Below are 18,503 nucleotides of genomic sequence, written 5' to 3'. Positions count from 1 at the left end.
AAGGCCACCTTCACGGCGTAAAACGCCGTGAAGGTGGCCTTCAGGGACAGTCGGGCACCGACCTGACCAGTGGTCTTGGTTACGATTTCGAGACCTGGCCGGAAGCCGGGTACCGTAGACACCCGTGCGCCTTGGGGTTCTCGACGTCGGTTCCAACACCGTGCATCTGCTCGTGGTCGACGCCCACCGTGGCGCCCACCCGACACCGATGCATTCGGAGAAGGCTGTCCTGCGTCTCGCCGAGCAGATCACGCGGACCGGCGACCTCAGCCGGACCGGTGCCGACGAGCTCGTCAGGGCGGTCGAATCGGCCAAGGCCGCGGCGATCCGGCTCGGCTGCGAGGACGTCATGGCGTTCGCGACCTCGGCGGTGCGTGAGGCCAAGAACTCCGCGAAGGTGCTGGCCAAGGTAGCCGAGGAGACCGGGGTCGAGCTCAAGGTGCTGACCGGCCCCGACGAGGCGCGGCTCACGTTCCTCGCGGTGCGCCGGTGGTTCGGCTGGTCGGCGGGGCAGCTGCTGGTGCTCGACATCGGCGGCGGCTCGCTGGAGGTCGCGATGGGCCGGGACGAGGAACCGTCACTGGCCGAGTCGCTGCCGCTGGGCGCCGGGCGGACGACCAGGACCCGGTTCCAGCACGACCCGCCCACGCGCTCGGAGCTCGTCGCGACGTCGGCTTGGCTCGAGGAGCAGCTCGCGGGGCTCACCAAGAAAGTCGCCAAATGGGGTGAACCCGATCGGGTGGTGGCGACCTCGAAAACCTTCCGTTCGCTCGCCAGGCTGACCGGCGCGGCGCCCTCGGCGAGCGGGCCGTGGGTGCGCCGGACGCTGACGGATACCGCGTTGCGCCAGCTCATCGCCTTCATTTCACGGATGCCGGCGCACGAGCTCGCGCATCTCGAAGGGGTCAGTTCGAGCCGGTCCCATCAGCTGGTCGCTGGAGCGCTGGTGGCGCAGGCCACCATGCGGGCCCTCTCTTTGACGGAGCTCGAGATTTGCCCCTGGGCGCTGCGAGAGGGTGTGATCCTGCGGCGGCTGGACCATTCGAATGGTGCGGACGACACTGGTGGCGGTCTCCGGGGCGCTTCGGCGCGCAAGGAGACCGGTGACAGCAGCGGGCTGGACTTCGCTGAAGGACAACGGGCACGGTGAAGGGGTGACGGAAATGCAGATGACGGTGAGTAGCGCGCGCGACGCCGCTGACACCCCGTCGGGTGCCTATCCCGAACAGGGTTTCGGCCCTGAGTACACGGAGCGCGCTTTGGACGACGTCGGGAACGGCGTTGTGGACGTTGAGGACCGCACGGAATGACGGACGAAACCGGAGGCGACCAGCCACAGAAGACCGTGGCTGAACTGCTCGCCCAGCACGGAGCCCAGGTCGACGGCGGTCGTCGTCGACGGCGCAGGGCCGTGGACGACGAGGACGAAGCCCCCGCCGCGCCGCCCGCGCCGGAGCCGGGGCACAGCCGGCGCAAGCCGGAAATGGGTGACACCGCGCCACAGGCGATTATCGATCGGGTGACCGCCGACGGTGGAACGCCGCCCCCGGCGAACCGCAACGGTGGCCGCCGGGCCCGCCCGCAGGCCGCCGCTCCGCAGCCGCCCGTCCAGCCGGGGCCGTCACAAGCTCTGCCGCCGCAAGCGCTGGCACCACCAGCTCTGCCGCCGCAAGGCCCGCAGCCGCAGGACATCGTGCCCCCCGCACCGCGTCCGGTTCCGCAGGAGTCCGGGCCGTTGCAGCGGCCGTCGAGGCAGGCGCCCCAGGAGTCCGGCCAGTACGCGCGGCCGCCCCTGCCCCAGGAATCCGGGCAGTACCCCCGGCCTCCGCACCAGGAGTCCGGTCAGTACGCCCGCCCGCAGGAGTCCGGCCAGTTCGTGCGGCCGCCGCAGCCCCAGGAGTCGGAGCAGCTTCCACTGCCCCCGCGCGGCCGTGGTCCGCGCAGGCAGCCCCCGCCGCCGGACGGCCAGGAGACCCGCGGCCAGCTCCCGGTGGCCCGCCGCCGCCCGGCGGGCCCGCCGCCTGTCGCGCCCGTTCCGTCGCCAGGTGCGCTCTCCGCCCGGCTCGACGGGCTGGACGGCACGCCGGACGACGGCGTCCTCGAGCCGCCAGCGGCTCCCGGCCAGATGCCCAGTGGCTCGTTCGCCGCACCCCCGGCTCAGCCCCGCCCGCCGAGGCGCCCCCCGGCGCGCCGCTCCGCGCCGAAGGTCGAGCCACACACCGAGCAGTTCGCCGCGGTGCCCGACGAGGTCGAGCCCGAGCCGCCCGCGCCGGAGCCGCCCGCACTGGACGAGCCGCCCGCCGGGCTGGCCAGCTGGCGCAAGCGACGGCAGAAGACGCAGCTGGACGACACCGAGGTGGGCGTCATGCCCCCCGTGCCTCCCTCGGAGCCTGAACTCGAGCCCGAGGCCTTCGACGCCGGCCCGCCGACCATGGGCCACCCGGCGCCGATGCCGTTCGCACCGGCGCGTCAGGCACCGGCCGAACTCCCGCCCGCGCACCCGGACGACCTCGACGAGTACGAGCGGGAATTCGACGACCCTCGCTACGCGCCTTCGTACGCTGACGACAGATACGTCGAGCAGGACGACGAGTACGACTACGACGCCGCGGACGGCTACGAGGACGAAGCCGACCTCGACGTCGCCGATGAGGACGAGCCGTTCGCGGAGGAGCAGTCACCGGGCAAGCAGTGGCTGGCTCTGGCGGGGCAGCTCGCGCTCGGCGTCGTCGGCGGTGCCGCGGTGTGGCTCGGGTTCAACTGGCTCTGGGTGAACATCCCGGCCGCCGCCCTGGTCGCCGCGTTGCTGGTGGTCGTCGGACTGGTGTGGATCGTGCGGAAGATCCGGCGTGCCGAGGACCTGCAGACCACCGTCCTCGCGGTGCTGGTGGGCCTGGTGGTGACCGTGTCACCGGCGGCCCTGCTGCTCGTCTCCCGCTGACCGAGGTGTCATGAAAGGGTCTTTCCAGGCAAAAAGTGTCCTGAAAGACCCTTTCATGACACTCACGCCGGGCCGCTCGGACGATCCGCCGGGGTGGCGGGAGAAGATGACCGCGTGAGCGAACCAGGGGAGCAGCCCGTCCCGGTCGGGTTGTCGACCGCTTCGGTGTGGCCGTTGAAGGCGGGGGTCTGCTTCGAGCTGGCCGCCGAACTCGGCTATGACGGTGTCGAGGTGATGGTCTGGGCGGACCCGGTCAGCCAGGACGTGGCGGCGCTGCGGCGCTGGTCGCGCCGGACCGGGATGCCGGTGCTGTCGATCCATTCGCCCTCACTGCTGATCACGCAGCGGATCTGGTCGCCGGATCCGGTCGTGCGCCTGCGCATGTCCGTCGACGCCGCCGTGGAACTCGGCGCGCGCACCGTCGTCGTGCATCCGCCGTTCCGGTGGCAGCGGCGCTACGGGGACGCGTTCGGCGACCTCGTCGACGAGCTCGAGGACGAGAGCGGGATCGAGGTCGCCGTCGAGAACATGTTCAAGGTGCGCCCACCCGGCGGCTCCCGCGGCTCGCGGGTTTCGGCGTTCCGGCCCTCGATCGACCCTACGGACGTAGGGTTCCGGCACTACACCCTCGACCTCTCCCATTCGGCCGCTGCCCGGATGGACGCCCTCGCACTGGCCGAGCGCATGGGCGAGGGCCTCAGTCATGTCCATCTCGCGGACGGCACCGGGATCCCCAAGGACGAGCACCTGGTGCCCGGCCGGGGCGGTCAGCCATGCGCCGAGCTGCTCGAAAAGCTGGTGAGCAGCGGTTATGCCGGGCAGGTCGTGCTGGAGGTCAACACCCGGCATGCGGTTTCGTCGGCGCAGCGGGTCAAGGACCTGGCCGAGTCACTGCTGTTCGCCCGGCTCCACCTCGGGCAGTAGCAAGATCGTCTATCCGGCGGACATGGGCTCGAGTACCTGCTTTTCACCCTCGTGAACACGTAAAGTTCCGACCGTGAACTCGCTGCGATCGTTGATCTCCGCCGTGCCCGCCGGCAGACGCCTGGTGGACCGATTCGTGGCCGGTGGGTGTGCCGACGGCACGACCGCCGCGGTAGCCACCGTCGAGCGGCTCGATGCCGTCGGCCTGCACGCGCTCGTCGAGCTCGTCGCCGAGGAGCCCCGGGACGCCGCTGCCGCCGAGCGCGCGGTCCAACTGGGTCTGAGCCTCCTCGACGAGGTGCACGCGGCCGGTTTCGCGCCGCGTTCCGAGATGCTGGTGCGCCTGGCCGCGCTGGGCGCGCGATTCGACGGCCGCCTCGCCCTCGACAACGCTTGGCGGCTGTGTGCCGCCGCCGAGCAGTGCGACACCGCCCTCACCCTCGACCTCGGCGAGTACGCCGGGCTCGCGGTGCTCGACGAGCTCCGCCACACCTGGCCCGCCATCGGGGTGGTGCTGCGCGCCCACCCGGCACGGTCGGAGAAGACCGCGCGCGCCCTCGCCGTGCCGGGCTCCCGGGTGCGCCTCGCCCAGGCTGAGCAGGGCGCTGCGCACGACAACGACCTCGCGTACGTGCGGTGCGCGAACGCACTGCTCGAGGGCGACGGCTCGCCGGCCTTCGCCACCGCGGACGCGCGATTGCATCGAATCATCCGCGAGCGGGCGAAGTGGTACGGCCGCAAGCAGGACGACTACGAGATCCAGCTACCCGCCGGTGCCGACGGCACGGCTCTGGCCGCCGAAGGCGAAACCGTGCGGGTCCACGTGCCGTTCCACGAGCCGGACAACGGCACCGCCCGGCGCGCACTGGTCAGCCGTTCGTGAGCGCGACGGACGCCACCGCCACGTCCTTCGACGTGGCGTGCCTGACCCGGTCCATGGGCGACGGCACCTTCACCGCGGTACTGCGGCTGGAATGGTCCATCGGCGGTCATCCGCACGGCGGATTCCTGATGGCCCTGATGGCCAAGGCCGCGCTCTCGATCCTGCAGGAACGCGGCGAGCCACCCGCCGAACCCCTCGCCATCAGCGCGGAGTTCCTCCACCCGCCCGCGATCGGGCCGGTGCTGCTGCGCACCGACGTCCGCAAGGTCGGCAGGCGGGCGACCGTCGTCGAAGTCCGGCTGGAACAGCGGGGACGCAGCTGCGTCGAAGCCCGCGTGACCACCGGGCGGCTTCCCATGCGACGCCCAGAGTGGACCGACGTGCCCTCGATGCCCGTCGAGCCGCCTTCCGGGGCGCTCGCACTGACACCGGACAGCGCCGACGGGGTTTTCAACCTCGCCAAGGGATGTGACGTGCGGCTCGACCCGGCCACCGCCGGGTACCTGCTCGGACGGTCCGGGGAACCGCCGAAGATGCGGCTTTGGGTCCGGCCAAGACAAGGCCTGCCAGACCCGTTCTTCGCGCTGCTCGCCGGAGACGTGAACCCGCCGGTGGTGGTTAACCTCGGGCGGACAGGCTGGTCACCGAGCGTGCAGTTGACCGCCCTGGTGCGGACCCGGCCCGCCCCAGGGTGGTTGCGGGTGATCGCGGAGGCGAAGTCCGTCCACGAGTCTTGGTTCGACTCCGACGCCACCGTGGTGGACTCGCAGGGACGGCTGGTTTGTCAGGTGCGGCAGCTGGCTCTTGCGCCCAGCGCTGGGTAGTTTTTGGCCAGCGCGCTTACGAACTCGCGCCGCTGGGTCGTTACTGGTCCCCAGCGTGGGTGCGGGTTTTTGGTTGGGTCCTGAGGTGTGGCTGGAAGCCTGTGTTTTTGGCCAGCGCGCTTACAAACTCGCGCCGCCAGGTCGCCCCGACTTCCAGCGTCAGTGCGGCTTTTGTTTGTAGGGGGGCGACCTGCCGTCGCGAGTTGGGAGGCCCGGGCGGGCCTGAAAGAGGGCGCGCGGCGGTGAAGTCTCCGCTCGCAGAGCTCGCGGAGACCTTGTGGTCCCGGATAGTGGTGGTTGGGTTGTTGTGGTGGGCTGTGGGGGTGGGGGGGGGGTTGTTTGGGAGGGTGGGTTCATGAGTGTTGTCGCTGTGCTGGGTGCTGGGAAAATTGGTGAGGCGCTGCTCTCGGGGCTGCTGCACGGGGGGCGTGCGCCGGGGGACCTGCTCTTTACCGAGCGGTATCCGGCTCGGGCCGCTGAGCTCACTGAGCGTTATGGTGTTGCTGCGGTCAGTGTTGCCGATGCGGCCAAGCGGGCGGATGTGCTCGTTGTCGCCGTGAAGCCGCAGGATATCGAGCCCGTGCTTGATGAGCTGGCGCCGCTGCTGGGGGCCGGCTCGTTGGTCGTTTCGCTGTGCGCGGGGTTGCCTACGTCACTTTATGAGCGTCGGTTCAGCGCGGGAGTGCCTGTCGTCCGGGTGATGCCGAACACGCCGATGCTCGTCGGTGAGGCGATGAGCGCGATCTCCGCCGGAAAGCACGCCACCGCCGCCCACCTGGGGATCGTGCGGGAGCTGCTGGAGTTCGTCGGGCAGGTCGTCGAGGTGCCCGAGGGGCAGCAGGACGCCGTCACCGCGCTGTCCGGCTCTGGGCCCGCGTACTTCTTCTTCCTGGTCGAGGCCATGATCGACGCCGGGATCCTGCTCGGGCTGCCGCGGGCGCTCGCCGGGCAGCTGATCATCCAGTCGGCCGTCGGCGCGGCGAAGATGCTGGCCGAGTCCGACGAGCACCCCGTCCTGCTGCGCGAGGCCGTCACCTCGCCGGCCGGGACGACCATCAACGCCATCCGTGAGCTGGAGAAACACGGCGTCCGCGCCGCGCTCCTCGACGCCATCGAAGCCGCCCGCGATCGCTCCGTCGCCCTCGGCAAGGCCCACGACGACCACTGACGGCCGGTGCGGCCACCGAGTGAGACACGCCACATGCACGGTCGGCTGCGTGTGCATCGACGCTGGTCGGAGCCCATCTCGGTGACAGGCGTCGCTTTAGCCCCACCTGTCCCGCTACTCTCGTGCAGAGCACGTGCGTGTCGATACCACAGGTGGGGAAGCCTCGTGGCGCGACACGTGTCGAAGGACGCGGTGAATTATGTCGCCGAACAAGAGTGAGGACGTGCCCGCAGTCGGGCAGGTCCAGTTCCTGACGGTCGCGGAGGTGGCCTCGCTGATGCGGGTCTCCAAGATGACCGTCTACCGTCTGGTCCACTCGGGCGAGTTGCCTGCCGTAAGGGTCGGCAAGTCGTTCCGGGTGCCGGAAAAAGCAGTGCACGAGTACCTGCAGGGTGCCTACTTCGACGTGGGCTGACCGGTAGCCGGGCACACCCCCTCAGCGAGGTTCGGTGTGCCCGCCGACCGGCCCGCCGACGGGCGCGGGTAACCTGAAACACCGCTCGTGCCTTTGCGCTCCACCCGTTGGACGCTGCGCCGGGCAGCGTGACCGACGACGAATGAAGGAGCGCCCATGGGCTCTGTAATCAAGAAGCGCCGTAAGCGCATGTCAAAGAAGAAGCACCGCAAGTTGCTTCGCCGCACGCGAGTGCAGCGCAGGAAGGCCGGCAAGTAGTTCGGCCCGAGACATCTCGGTGGTGGCCCGTCCAGCTTCTGGGCGGGCCCCGTCTCGTTTCTCGTGTTTCAGCGGTGGCCTCGCGTGTCACCTGGCGGACGCCGGACCACCATTCGGGTGAGGCTGTACGTCGCTTTGGCGAGGTTCGAGTTAATAGCATGTAAGACCTCATGGAGCCACCCCTAATGGGCGGTAACATCCGGGGGGTACCAGCACGATGCTTCAGTGAGTGCAGGTTCGCGCACGCTCGGTGCCGTGGTCGCCGGTGAATCGTGATCACCACAGCGCGCTCAGACCGAGATACCCACGCCCTAGCCGCCAGGGAGTCCCATGCCGTCGAACATCGTGCTCGTGACCGGGGTCGGCGGAGAGCTGGGCGGGAAACTGCTGGCCAGGCTCGGCACCAACCCGGAGTTCGAGCGGGTGATCGGCGTCGACACCACCCCGCCGCAGAAATCCGTGCTCCAGCGGATGGGCCACGCCGAATTCGTGCGTGCCGACATCCGCAACCCGCTGATCGCGAAGGTCATCAGCACCGCCAACGTAGACACGGTCGTCCACGCCTCGTGTACCGCCCACCCCGCGGGGCCCGGCAGGCGGACGGCGATCAAGGAAGTCAACGTCATCGGCACCATGCGCCTGCTCGCCGCGTGCCAGCGCTCACCGCTGGTGCGCAAACTGGTGGTCAAGTCCACCGCGGCGGTCTACGGCGCCGGTCCGCGCTCCCAGGCTGTCTTCACCGAGGACTCCGAGCTGATTCCGACGTCGACCAGCGGCTACGCCAAGGACGCCGTCGAGATGGAGGGCTACGTCCGCGGGCTGTCGCGCCGCCGCCCGGACATCACCGTCACCCTCTGCCGCTTCGCCAACACCATCGGCCCCGAGGTCGACACGGTCCTCTCGCGCTACTTCGCGCTCCCCGTGGTGCCGACCGTCTTCGGCTACGACGCCCGGCTGCAGCTCCTGCACGCCTCAGATGCTCTCTCCGTGCTCGAACTGGCCACCTTGCACGACAAGGCTGGCGTGTTCAACGTGGGCCCTGACGGCGTCCTGACGCTGTCCCAGGCGATCCGCCGGGCCGGGCGCCTCGAGCTGCCGATGCCCAGTGGAGTGGTGCCGTCGGTCGGCAAGCTCCTCCGCGGCGCACGGCTGGTCGACTTCTCCGCCGACCAGGTCCGGCTGCTCAACTTCGGCCGGGTGGTCGACAACACCAAGCTCAAGCAGGAATTCGGCTACACCCCCCGCTGGACGACGCGGGAAGCGTTCGACGACTACATCACCGGCCGCGGGCTGCGCCCCGTGATCGACGGCAACCGGATCGCCGGGCTCGCCGGCCGGATCCTGGTCGCCGCCGCCACCGGACAGGCGGTCGGCCGGTGACCAGACCACGCAACTCTTCGGAAGGTGGGGCACACACCGTGAGCGGTGCCGAGGCGCAGATCATCCAGCTGCACGGACCGGGCCGGGAGAAGCAGGCCCCGGTGCCGCCGCCGGTGAGCGAGCCCGTCGACGCGCCCGTGGTGGCGTTTCCGGGCGCGGCCGCGCCGCGGGTGACCGACGGCACCGAGTCGCTGTCCTCGGCCATGATCTCGGCGCTGGGCTTCTTGAAGAACCGGCTGACCGGGGACTACACCGTCGACGAGTTCGGATTTGACGCCGAACTGACCGACGCGCTCGTACTGCCGCCGCTGCGGGCCCTGTACGAGAAGTGGTTCCGGGTCGAGACTTTCGGCGTGGAGAACCTGCCTGTCGAGGGCGGGGCGCTGCTGGTCGCCAACCACTCCGGGACCTTGCCGTTGGACGCGCTGATGACCGGGGTCGCGGTGCACGATCACGCGCCGGGGCGGCGGCATTTACGCGGGCTGGGAGCGGACCTCGTTTTTCAGGTTCCGCTGATCGGGTCGTTCGCGCGGAAGTCCGGGCAGACGTTGGCCTGTAATGCCGACGCAGAGCGGTTGCTGCGCAAGGGTGAGCTGGTCGGAGTTTGGCCCGAGGGATTCAAAGGGGTGGGGAAACCCTTTTCTTCTCGGTACAAGTTGCAGCGGTTCGGGCGTGGTGGGTTTGTTTCGGCTGCGTTGCGGACCGGTGCGCCTATTATTCCGGTTTCTATCGTTGGGGCTGAGGAGATATATCCCAAGATTGGGGATATCAAGCTGCTCGCCAGGATGCTTGGGCTGCCCTACTTTCCTGTTACGCCGTTCTTTCCCTTGCTGGGGCCGCTTGGGGCCATTCCGCTGCCCACCAAGTGGAGTATTGAGTTTGGGGAACCTATTTTGACCGATGGGTTCGAGGCGGATGCCGTGGACGATCCCATGTTGGTTTTTAACCTCACGGATCAGGTCAGAGAGTCTATCCAGCAGGCTCTTTATCGGCGGCTTTCTCAGCGTAAGGGTGTTTTTCGGGGGTAGTTTTTGGTTGGGTCCTGAGGTGTGGCTAGAAGCCTGTGTTTTTTGGCCAGCGCGCTTACAAACTCGCGCCGCCAGGTCGCCCCTGACTCCCAGCGTAAGTGCGGCTTTGTCTTGAAGGGGGGCGACCTGCCGTCGCGAGTTGGGAGGCCCTGGCGGGCCTGAAAGAGGGCGCGCGGCGGTGAAGTCTCCGCTCGCAGGGCTCGCGGAGACGCTGTGGTTGGGGAGCACGCTGGGGTTGGGGAGCACGCTGTGGTTGGGGAGCACGCTGGGGTTGGGTTTTGGTGGTGGGTGTTGGGGGCGAGTCTGGATGGATCGTGGTGGCGCGGGTGAGTCTGGGCGGTTCTGCCTACCGGGAAGTCCTGGTGGTACTGGACGCCGGGAAGTCTTGGGTCGGGTACTGCTTGACTGTCCCTGAAGGCCACCTTCACGGCGTTAACGCCGTGAAGGTGGCCTTCAGGGGCACTTTGGGTTTCTGTGCTAGCGGCGGCGGTAGGCTATTCCGGCTGCTACTGCTCCTGCCAGGGCTCCTGCTCCCAGGACTGAGGGGACTCCTATTTTTGCCGCCTTGCGGCCGGTTCGGAAGTCTCGGATTTCCCAGCCTCGGGCCCGGGCCACGTCTCGGAGGCCGCCGTCCGGGTTTACGGCTACCGCTGTTCCTACCGCTGAGAGCATGGGGACGTCGTTTTGGGAGTCCGAGTAGGCCGTGCAGCGGCGGAGGTTCAGGCCTTCTCTGGAGGCCAGTGCCCGGACCGCGTGGGCCTTTGCCCGGCCGTGGAGCAGGTCGCCCACCAGGCGGCCGGTGTAGACGCCGTCCGTGCTTTCGGCGACCGTGCCGAGGGCGCCCGTCAGGCCGAGGCGGCGGGAGATGATCGCGGCCAGCTCGATGGGGGTGGCCGTCACCAGCCAGACCCGCTGGCCCGCGTCCAGGTGCATCTGGGCCAGCGCGCGGGTGCCCGACCAGATCTTGTCCGCCATCAGCTCGTCGTAGATCTCTTCGCTGATCTCGGTCAGCTCCTGCACCGTGCGGCCGGCCACAAAGGACAGAGCCCGCTCACGGTGGGTCTTGATGTCCTCCTTGTTCTCCCGGCCGCCCAGCCGGAACTTCAGCTGCTGCCAGACGAAACCGGCCAGATCCGAGGAGGTGAAGAACTTGCGCGCGGCCAGGCCACGCGCGAAGTAGAAGATCGACGCGCCCATCATCATGGTGTTGTCGACGTCGAAGAAGGCGGCCGCGGTGAGGTCCGGTGGCGCTGGCGGAACCGGCGGCTCGGAAGCGGTGGCCATGGCGGCCTCGGCCGACGCCTCTCCCGCTATCGTGGCGAGCCGTTCGAGCTCCTGACTCTTATCCTTGCCACGCCGAGATGACACGCACACCGCCTCCAGGTTCAGGCACTTCCTGTGCACAGCGTAGCGACAGCGGAACACGCACGTTCCGGGTGTGGCGCGCGGCTCACCCGATGATGATCGGCGGCAGGCCCGGCAGCACCGGCGGCAGCGAAATCAACGGCGGCGGCTGGGTCGCGACCGTCGTCGGCCGCGGGGCAGGCGTGATCCGGATCGGCGGCCCGAGCACGGGCGGCGGCAGCGTGCCCCCGGTCGGCGCGGGCAGGCCACCCGTCGGCAGGCCGAGATCCGGGCTGCTCGTCGTCGACGTCACGGGCGCCGCCGAGGGAGCACCCGAGGACGGCGGCGGCGGGGTGACGTCCGGAGCCCCTGGCGGCGTGACGTCGGTGAGCGAAGGCGACGGCTGCTCGCAGGCGCCTTGCGCGGGGACGACGCCCAGCTCGTCCGGAGTGCCCGTGGTGATCTGGTAGCAGCCCAGCCGGGACGACAGGTCCGTCGCCCGCTCCTTGACCCTGCCGAGCAGGGCTTGCGCCGAAGCGAACCGGTCACGGGCGGCCGCCGGGATGGTGGCCTGTTGCTCGGTCAGGCGCTCTTCCTGGCCCACGGCCCACCGGCGGAGATCGGACAGCTGTACCTGGCCGCCGTTCCCGGACGCCAGCGCGGTCAGCTGGGCGACCCCGGCGTGGACCTCGGACTCGAAAACGCCGAGCCCGGTGACGTACGCCTGGCTGTCCGCGCCCGACCGGGCCAGTTCGCCCAGCTCCAGTACCCGGTTGGTGGCGAATTCGAGGTGCTTCTCGGCCTTGGCCCGGTCCCCGAAGGTCAGGCCCAGCGTCGTGGCCTCCCCGGCGAGTTTGACCTGGTATAGCGCGTCGCCGGGCAGTGCGTCCTTGGACAGCAGCAGGCTCAGCCCGCCCAGCGCGAGGACGAGCGCCAGCGCGGCGGCAACGAGGTTCGCCTTCGTGGGCCGCCAGTGGCGGCGGGGCGGCACGACCTCGCCGTCCGGGCCCAGCTGGGCGGCGATTTCGGCGCGGATCCGCTGCCGGGTCTCGACGTCCGGCGAACCGCTGCTGCCCAGCTCGCGGAGGCCGGTGAGCAGGCTCAGCTCGTCGGCGAACTCGTCGTCGTGTTCTCCGCCGTCGACGGCGATCGCGAAGCGTTCGCTCTCCGAACGCTCACGCGAGAACCATCCGGGCACAGCCACGGTCCCACTCCTGCACTAGGCCGGTCCTGACTTACCGGTCTGGCTGGAGAAACGATTCAGGAGGCCCTGCGGTTACGGATTACTGAAGAAGAGGAGCAAGTCGGGTGGTTCAGCGCAGGCCGGTGGGCAGTAGCTGGGCCAGACGGCGTACCGCCCGGTGCTGCAACGCCTTGATGGCGCCCTCGTTGCGGCGCATGATCGCGGCGGTCTCCGCCACGGACAGGCCCTGCATGAACCGCAGGATGATGCATTCCCGCTGGTCCTCGCCCAGTTCCGCGACGCAGCGAAGCAGCTCCGTGCGTGTCGCGTGGCTGATCGCCTGCTGCTCCGGGCCGGCCTGAGCCTGCGCGCCGACGCCGGAAAACGGCGCCGCGCCGGGCTCGGTGACCTCGTCGGTGACGACCTCGAGGCGGAACCGGCTGGACTTGACGTGGTCGAGGATCAGGTTGCGCGCGATGGTGACGAACCAGGCGCCGACGTCACGGCCCTGGTAGCTGACCGAGGTGATCCGGCGCAACGCACGCAGGAACGTCTCACTGGTGACGTCCTCGGCCAGGTCACGGTCGCCGAGGCGGAACAGGACGTAGCGGTAGACGACGTCGACGTAGCGGTCGTAGAGCCGGCCGAAAGCCGCGGTGTCGCCTTGTTGCGCGGCGTGCACCAGGTCCCAGGCCTCGGCCTTCGCGGCTTCGGCCCGCTCAGTGTCCTCCTGGTCACCTCGACGGGTGATCGGGACGGCCGCGGAGCTGGGACGGCGGATGATGTGGCCGACGGTCATCGCGGCGGCGGGCAGAGTCATGGGGCGGCACCTCCGGCGGCAGCAGTTGCCTGGACACCCCCGCGCCGCACGCACGTCAGGGAGCTCCGCCCCGCATGCCCCACGGCGGCGTGGGCAGGCAAGTTCGTCACGGTGACTCCCTTTCTTCCGCCGCCGAGTGATCAACACCACTCGGCGACGCTGAGCAGCATACGTGTTGTTACCCCGTAGTAGGTAGTGGCACGGAGGACTTCGGCCGGGCGCGGAAGTGCGACCCTGCCTCGCCGCCCCCATGACGGGGACGGAGATGACAAACTGACAACGGCAGTTCACCCGACCGGGAATGGGGCCGAAGTTGAGCGCCGAGCGCGTGGGACAGGACCAGGGCAGCACTGGGCACGGTGTCGGTGGAAACGGCGTTGCCGGGTATGGCGTGGCCGCCCTGCTCGACAAGGCCGCGGGCCGCTGGCCGGACAGCACGGCGCTGCGGGAGACCGGTTCGGGGGAGTCGCTCACCTGGGCCCAGCTCGACACCGCCGCGCACGCCCAGGCCCGCAGGCTGCTCGAAGCGGGCGTCGGCCGTGGTGACCGCGTCGCGCTGCGCCTGCCGACCTCGATCGATTTCGCCGTCGCGCTGTTCGCCGCGTTGCGCGCGGGCGCGATCGTCGTGCCGATCTCACCGCAGGCGCCGCCTGCCGAGCTCCACGCGCTCCTGGAGCATTGCGGCGCGTGCGTCGTCCTCGAGCGTGAGCCGAGCGAGGAGCCGCTGGAAGGTGTGACCAGCCTCTCGCCGCGCGTTACTCCGGACGGGGTACCCGAACCGGTCGAGGCGGTGGGGGACGGCGAGGACATCGCGGTCATTTCGTACACCTCCGGCACCACCGGGCCGCCGCGCGGCGTCATGCTTTCGCACCGCGCGCTGCTCGCGAACCTCGATCAGCTGGCCAGGGTCGGCCACGGCACCCTCGAGTTCGGCGAGCGGGTGCTCATCACCATTCCGCTCTTCCACGTCTACGGCCTAGGGCCTGGGCTGCTGCAGGCGACCTCAGTGGGCGCGACGGCCGTGCTTTCCGAGCGGTTCGTGGCCGCGCAGACCCTCCAGGACTGCGCGGAGTACCGCGTCACCTCGATCGCCGGGGTGCCCGCGATGTTCGCCGAGTTCGCCGCGCTGGGCGCCGAGGAGCTGGGCCGCGGGTTCGCGAGCATGCGCCGGATGACCTCGGGCGCCGCCCCGCTGCACCCGAGGATCCTCGCCGCGATCCGGCAGGCCACCGGGCTGGACGTCTACGAGGGCTACGGGCTGACCGAATGCGCGCCGGTGGTGACGTCGACGCAGGTCACCGGCTATCCGAAGCCGGGCTCGGTCGGGCGGCCGCTGCCCGGCGTCGAGGTGCGGCTGGTCGACAGCGACGGCGACGCCACGCCGGTCCCGCTCGACCCGGACGACCTCGACGACGCGTTCGAGGAGGAGGACGGCACCGGTCTGGTGTCGATCCGCGGCGACAATCTCTTCTCCGGGTACTGGCCCGACGGCTCGCACGGGCCCGACGCCGAGGGCTGGTTCCGCACCGGCGACGTCGGCTATCTCGACAACGACGGTGACCTGCACCTGGTGGACCGCGCGAACGACCTGATCATCGTCAACGGCTTCAACGTCTATCCGAACGAGGTCGAGGGCGTGATCGGGCAGCTGCCCGAGGTCGCCGAGTCGGCGGTCATCGGCGTCGTCGACGAGCGAAGCGGCGAAGCGGTGAAGGCGTTCGTCGTGCCAGTGGACGGGGTGTCGCTGTCGGAGCAGCAGGTCGTCGAGCACTGCGCGGCGCGGCTGGCCGGTTACAAGGTGCCACACACCGTGGAGTTCGCCGAGAACCTGCCGCACTCCGCCACCGGGAAGCTCCGCCGCCTCAAGCTGCGCTGAATCAAGAGGCTGAATCAAGAGGCCGAATCAAGAGGTCGACCTGGGAGACTGACGGCATGCATCAGGTGACGGTGATGACGCGGAACGGGTGCTCGGCTTGTGTGGTCGCCGAGCGCGAGGTGGAGCGCATCTGTGGCGAGCTGGGCGTCGAGTGGTCGGCGGCGGACGTCGACAGTGATCCGGAGTGGCGCGCCGAGTACGGCGATCGCGTGCCGGTGATCCTCGTCGACGGGGACGAACACGGGTACTGGAAGGTGGAAGAGGAGCGGCTCCGCGAGGCGCTCGCCACTCAGCGGTAAGACACCCGTAAGGGCCAAGGCCCATCCGATTTCGCTCTTCGCTCCGAAGATGGAGGTGTGAGCGACCTGAAAGATGTCCCCGTAGGAGCCCCTGCGGCGAAGCCGAGCCGGATCCCGCTGCCGCGCGCCGCGCTGATCGGCGTTCTGGCCCTCGCCGCGGCGCTGGCGGCCGGACACTTCGTCGCCGGGTTCGTCGGTGCCGGTTCCTCGCCGTACCTCGCGGTCGGCAACACCGCCATCGACCTGACCCCCCTGCCGCTGAAAAACTTCGCGGTGGAGACCTTCGGCACCTACGACAAGTTCGTCCTGCTCCTCGGGATGGCCGTCGTGCTGGTGATCGTCGCCGCACTGGCAGGGGTCATCTCCCGGCGCGCCGTGCTGCCGGGCCAGCTCGTGATCGGCCTGTTCGGCGTCGTCGGCATCGCGGCGGTCTACAACCGTTCCGACCTCGGCCAGATCGCGCTGCTCTCGCCGGTGGTCAGCCTCGGCGCCGGGGTCGCCGTCTTCACCTGGCTGCACCGCATCCTGCAGCCCCAGTTCTTCGACGAGGCCGCCGCCGAGGGCCCGAACCGCCGCAAGTTCCTGCTTTCCAGCGCGGGGGTCGCGGTCGGCGCCGGGGTGGCCGGTCTCACCGGGCAGCTCATCGGCTCCAGCAAGGACGCGGAGACCTCGCGCGCCGCGGTCGGGAAACTGACGCCCGTCCGCACCTCGCCCGCCATCCCGGCCGACGCCGACTTCGCGAAACTCGGCACGCCGCCGTTCATCACCCCGGCGGCCGACTTCTACCGTATCGACACCGCGCTGGTCGTGCCGCAGGTCCGCACCGAGGACTGGAGCCTGCGCGTCCACGGCATGGTGGACCGCGAGGTCACCTTCTCCTACAACGACATCCGGTCGCGTCCGCTCGTCGAGCGCCCGGTCACCCTGACGTGTGTGTCCAATGAGGTCGGCGGCCCGTACATCTCGAACGGCACCTTCATCGGCGTCGACCTGAAGGACCTGCTCGACCAGGCGGGCATCCAGAACGGCGCCCAGCAGATGCTCGCGATGAGCGTCGACGGCTGGACCTCGGGCACCCCGGTCGAGGCCGCGATGGACCCGAACCGCGGTGCGATGCTGGCCATCGGCGTGAACGGCGAGCCGCTGCCGATCGAACACGGTTTCCCGGCGCGGCTGGTCATCCCCGGTCTGTACGGCTATGTCTCCGCGACGAAGTGGGTGACGGACCTCGAGATCACCACGTGGGGAGCGAAGCAGGCGTACTGGCTCGAGCGCGGGTGGGGTGAGCAGGGCCCGATCAAGACGGAGTCGCGCATCGACTCTCCCGGCGGCGGGTTCGCCGACGTGAAGGCGGGCAAGGTCCGCGTCTCGGGCACGGCCTGGGCCCAGCACACCGGGATCGCCAAGGTGGAGGTCCGCGTCGACCAGGGTCAGTGGCTCCCGGCCACACTGTCCACAGAGGTCAGCAAGGACACCTGGCGGATGTGGTGGGCCGAGGTCGACATGTCCCAGGGCGTGCACCAGGTCTTCGTCCGGGCGACCGACCAGTCCGGTTACACGCAGACCGAGGAGCGCGCGGGCACGGTGCCCGACGGCGCCACCGGGTGGCACTCGACCACCCTCACGGCCCGCTGATCGACCCGTTTCGCCCGCCCTGCTGTCACCCTTTCGGGTGGCGGCAGGGCGTTTTTCGTGGCCCGGACCGCGCTGACCTGCGCATTCCCGAGGTTCAAAAAAAGATTTCGATGAACCCGGTCGGGTGGCAATCCTTCTCCAACCCGGCTGCGAATACCTGATGACAAGTGAGTCTTATCGGGCGTCGTCCCGGATCTGAATGGAGTGATTTGCAGTGAGGAACGTTCGCGGCGTCGCCGGAATTGGCATCACAGCTGCAGCCGTACTGGCTCTCGCGGCTTGCAGCAGCAACGACACCGCCTCCAGCGGTTCAAGCTCCAGCGCTCCGGCGCCGGCGTCCAGCTCGGCGGCTTCGTCCAGCGCGGCCGCCCCCTCCGGTGACGGCGTCACCACCAACGCCGACGTCTTCGGCCCGGCTTGCAACCTGCTTCCCAAGGGCAGCGACAAGGGCAGCCTCGACTCGATGGGCCCGTTGCCGGTTGCTTCGGCCGCCGCCTCGAACCCGCTGCTGACCAAGCTCGTCGCGGCCGTCATGGCCACGAAACTGGTTGACCCGCTGAACAGCGCGGAGAAGATCACCGTCTTCGCCCCCGCCGACGCGGCCTTCCAGCCGCTCGTCGACAGTGGCGACTTCGCCAAGCTCGCCGCTGACCCGGCCAAGCTGGCTCCGATCCTGAAGTACCACGTCGCCGACAAGCGTTACGACGTTGCCGGTCTGCTCGCGGCCAAGTCGCTCAGCAACCTCGACAGCACCGACGGTGGCGGCAACCTCAAGATCGGTGGCACCAGCAAGGACGACATCACCGTCGACGGCGCGAAGGTTCTGTGCGGGAACATCCCGACCAAGAACGCGACCGTCTTCGTCATCGACAAGGTGCTGACCCCCGGCACCAACAAGAACTGATCTGAGCTAGCCGGATCGTTCAAGGGAAATACCCGAAACGAGATCATCGTTTCGGGTATTTCCCTTTTTTTGTCCGCCTGATGGTCGCCGGAGAGTTGCCGGTTCGTTGCCGGTTGGCTGCCTGGTTGTGACGTATCCCCGGCGCGATAGTGAGTGGAGTGACGACAACGAGTCGCACGCTACTCAGGGGTGGTTCTCTTGACTATGTTGAAGAAAGTCGCGTCCGGTGTCGTGATCACCGGGGCACTGCTCACCGGCGCCGGGCTCACCGCGGGGCAGGCCTCCGCTCAGGAAGTCGCCAAGCCCGCCCTCTCGGCGGAAACGGCGGCCACCGTCGCGGCCAACTGCCAGTACAACGAGTCGTACGTGCATGTGTCCGCGCTGCTTCAGTGTGACACCTTGCCCGCAGGTGTCTCGGAGTTCCGGCTGCGCATCAAGTGCACGACGAACCTGGTCTTCTACGGTCCGTGGCGCGGCCGCGGTGGTGGCTCGGCCGCCGGTTGCACGGGGGGCGGCACCGTCGCCGCCTGGGGCGTTGATGTCCGCTGACGTCCGCTGACGTTCGCACCGAGCGGTCGGCAGGTCGTCAAGCCTGCCGCCCGCCCGGGCGCCTTGCCGACA

General features: G+C 69.3%; 19 protein-coding genes. 16 read left to right on the top strand and 3 right to left on the bottom strand.

Annotated elements, in window-relative coordinates:
* Nucleotides 1–124 precede the first annotated feature (124 nt).
* From QMK34_RS08670 to QMK34_RS08620, 11 genes are all read left to right on the top strand, one after another.
* Nucleotides 125–1,150: a Ppx/GppA phosphatase family protein gene (locus QMK34_RS08670; protein WP_326413175.1), complete on the top strand. Its 1,026-nt coding sequence runs from the start codon at nucleotides 125–127 to the stop codon at nucleotides 1,148–1,150.
* A gap of 19 nt (nucleotides 1,151–1,169) precedes the next feature.
* The gene (locus tag QMK34_RS08665) at nucleotides 1,170–1,310 is read left to right on the top strand and encodes a hypothetical protein (protein WP_326413174.1); all 141 of its coding nucleotides are present in this window, start codon (nucleotides 1,170–1,172) and stop codon (nucleotides 1,308–1,310) included.
* A complete protein-coding gene (locus QMK34_RS08660; RefSeq protein ID WP_326413173.1) occupies nucleotides 1,307–2,941 on the top strand; it encodes a hypothetical protein in 1,635 nt (544 codons plus the stop codon). Before QMK34_RS08665 ends, QMK34_RS08660 begins: the two co-directional genes overlap by 4 nt.
* A gap of 114 nt (nucleotides 2,942–3,055) precedes the next feature.
* Nucleotides 3,056–3,865, top strand: coding sequence for a sugar phosphate isomerase/epimerase family protein (locus QMK34_RS08655; RefSeq protein ID WP_326413172.1), 810 nt, complete (start codon nucleotides 3,056–3,058; stop codon nucleotides 3,863–3,865).
* A 73-nt stretch (nucleotides 3,866–3,938) separates the two neighbouring features.
* The gene (locus QMK34_RS08650; RefSeq protein ID WP_326413171.1) at nucleotides 3,939–4,748 is read left to right on the top strand and encodes a proline dehydrogenase; all 810 of its coding nucleotides are present in this window, start codon (nucleotides 3,939–3,941) and stop codon (nucleotides 4,746–4,748) included.
* A 53-nt stretch (nucleotides 4,749–4,801) separates the two neighbouring features.
* Nucleotides 4,802–5,572, top strand: coding sequence for a thioesterase family protein (locus QMK34_RS08645; RefSeq protein WP_326413277.1), 771 nt, complete (start codon nucleotides 4,802–4,804; stop codon nucleotides 5,570–5,572).
* A 355-nt stretch (nucleotides 5,573–5,927) separates the two neighbouring features.
* Complete coding sequence (gene proC / locus QMK34_RS08640) at nucleotides 5,928–6,740, top strand: pyrroline-5-carboxylate reductase (protein ID WP_326413170.1); 813 nt, start codon at nucleotides 5,928–5,930, stop codon at nucleotides 6,738–6,740.
* A gap of 199 nt (nucleotides 6,741–6,939) precedes the next feature.
* Nucleotides 6,940–7,155 carry a helix-turn-helix domain-containing protein gene (locus QMK34_RS08635; RefSeq protein WP_326413169.1) on the top strand — a complete coding sequence of 72 codons (216 nt, stop codon included), beginning with the start codon at nucleotides 6,940–6,942 and terminating at the stop codon, nucleotides 7,153–7,155.
* A gap of 156 nt (nucleotides 7,156–7,311) precedes the next feature.
* On the top strand, nucleotides 7,312–7,413 hold the full coding sequence (locus QMK34_RS08630) for a 30S ribosomal protein bS22 (protein ID WP_007030867.1): 102 nt from the start codon (nucleotides 7,312–7,314) through the stop codon (nucleotides 7,411–7,413).
* 330 nt (nucleotides 7,414–7,743) lie between these two features.
* Entirely contained in the window at nucleotides 7,744–8,793 is a 1,050-nt protein-coding gene (locus tag QMK34_RS08625; protein WP_326413168.1) for an NAD-dependent epimerase/dehydratase family protein, read from the top strand.
* A 38-nt stretch (nucleotides 8,794–8,831) separates the two neighbouring features.
* Nucleotides 8,832–9,821 carry a lysophospholipid acyltransferase family protein gene (locus tag QMK34_RS08620; protein ID WP_326413167.1) on the top strand — a complete coding sequence of 330 codons (990 nt, stop codon included), beginning with the start codon at nucleotides 8,832–8,834 and terminating at the stop codon, nucleotides 9,819–9,821.
* Between the two features lie 477 nt (nucleotides 9,822–10,298).
* Here the strand turns inward: QMK34_RS08620 and QMK34_RS08615 are convergent, their stop codons facing one another.
* The 3 genes from QMK34_RS08615 to QMK34_RS08605 all read right to left on the bottom strand — a co-directional run bounded on the left by QMK34_RS08615 (nucleotide 10,299) and on the right by QMK34_RS08605 (nucleotide 13,168).
* Nucleotides 10,299–11,189 carry an HAD family hydrolase gene (locus tag QMK34_RS08615; RefSeq protein ID WP_326413166.1) on the bottom strand — a complete coding sequence of 297 codons (891 nt, stop codon included), beginning with the start codon at nucleotides 11,187–11,189 and terminating at the stop codon, nucleotides 10,299–10,301.
* Between the two features lie 82 nt (nucleotides 11,190–11,271).
* A complete protein-coding gene (locus QMK34_RS08610) occupies nucleotides 11,272–12,369 on the bottom strand; it encodes a DUF5667 domain-containing protein (protein ID WP_326413165.1) in 1,098 nt (365 codons plus the stop codon).
* Between the two features lie 109 nt (nucleotides 12,370–12,478).
* On the bottom strand, nucleotides 12,479–13,168 hold the full coding sequence (locus QMK34_RS08605) for a sigma-70 family RNA polymerase sigma factor (protein WP_326413164.1): 690 nt from the start codon (nucleotides 13,166–13,168) through the stop codon (nucleotides 12,479–12,481).
* 328 nt (nucleotides 13,169–13,496) lie between these two features.
* On the opposite strand from QMK34_RS08605, the gene QMK34_RS08600 reads away from it, so the two are divergent.
* From QMK34_RS08600 to QMK34_RS08580, 5 genes are all read left to right on the top strand, one after another.
* Nucleotides 13,497–15,044 carry a long-chain-fatty-acid--CoA ligase gene (locus tag QMK34_RS08600; protein ID WP_442785120.1) on the top strand — a complete coding sequence of 516 codons (1,548 nt, stop codon included), beginning with the start codon at nucleotides 13,497–13,499 and terminating at the stop codon, nucleotides 15,042–15,044.
* A gap of 56 nt (nucleotides 15,045–15,100) precedes the next feature.
* Nucleotides 15,101–15,343 carry a glutaredoxin family protein gene (locus QMK34_RS08595; protein WP_326413163.1) on the top strand — a complete coding sequence of 81 codons (243 nt, stop codon included), beginning with the start codon at nucleotides 15,101–15,103 and terminating at the stop codon, nucleotides 15,341–15,343.
* 57 nt (nucleotides 15,344–15,400) lie between these two features.
* Nucleotides 15,401–16,978 carry a molybdopterin-dependent oxidoreductase gene (locus QMK34_RS08590; RefSeq protein WP_442785116.1) on the top strand — a complete coding sequence of 526 codons (1,578 nt, stop codon included), beginning with the start codon at nucleotides 15,401–15,403 and terminating at the stop codon, nucleotides 16,976–16,978.
* 214 nt (nucleotides 16,979–17,192) lie between these two features.
* Nucleotides 17,193–17,882, top strand: a complete 690-nt coding sequence (locus QMK34_RS08585) for a fasciclin domain-containing protein (protein WP_326413162.1) — start codon at nucleotides 17,193–17,195, stop codon at nucleotides 17,880–17,882.
* A 198-nt stretch (nucleotides 17,883–18,080) separates the two neighbouring features.
* Nucleotides 18,081–18,431 (top strand): hypothetical protein, encoded by a 351-nt coding sequence (locus QMK34_RS08580; RefSeq protein WP_326413161.1) that lies wholly within the window; start codon nucleotides 18,081–18,083, stop codon nucleotides 18,429–18,431.
* Nucleotides 18,432–18,503 lie beyond the last annotated feature (72 nt).

The organism is Amycolatopsis sp. H20-H5 (assembly GCF_035828755.1).
GTDB lineage: Bacteria > Actinomycetota > Actinomycetes > Mycobacteriales > Pseudonocardiaceae > Amycolatopsis.
This window is presented reverse-complemented; position numbering and strand designations above follow the sequence as displayed.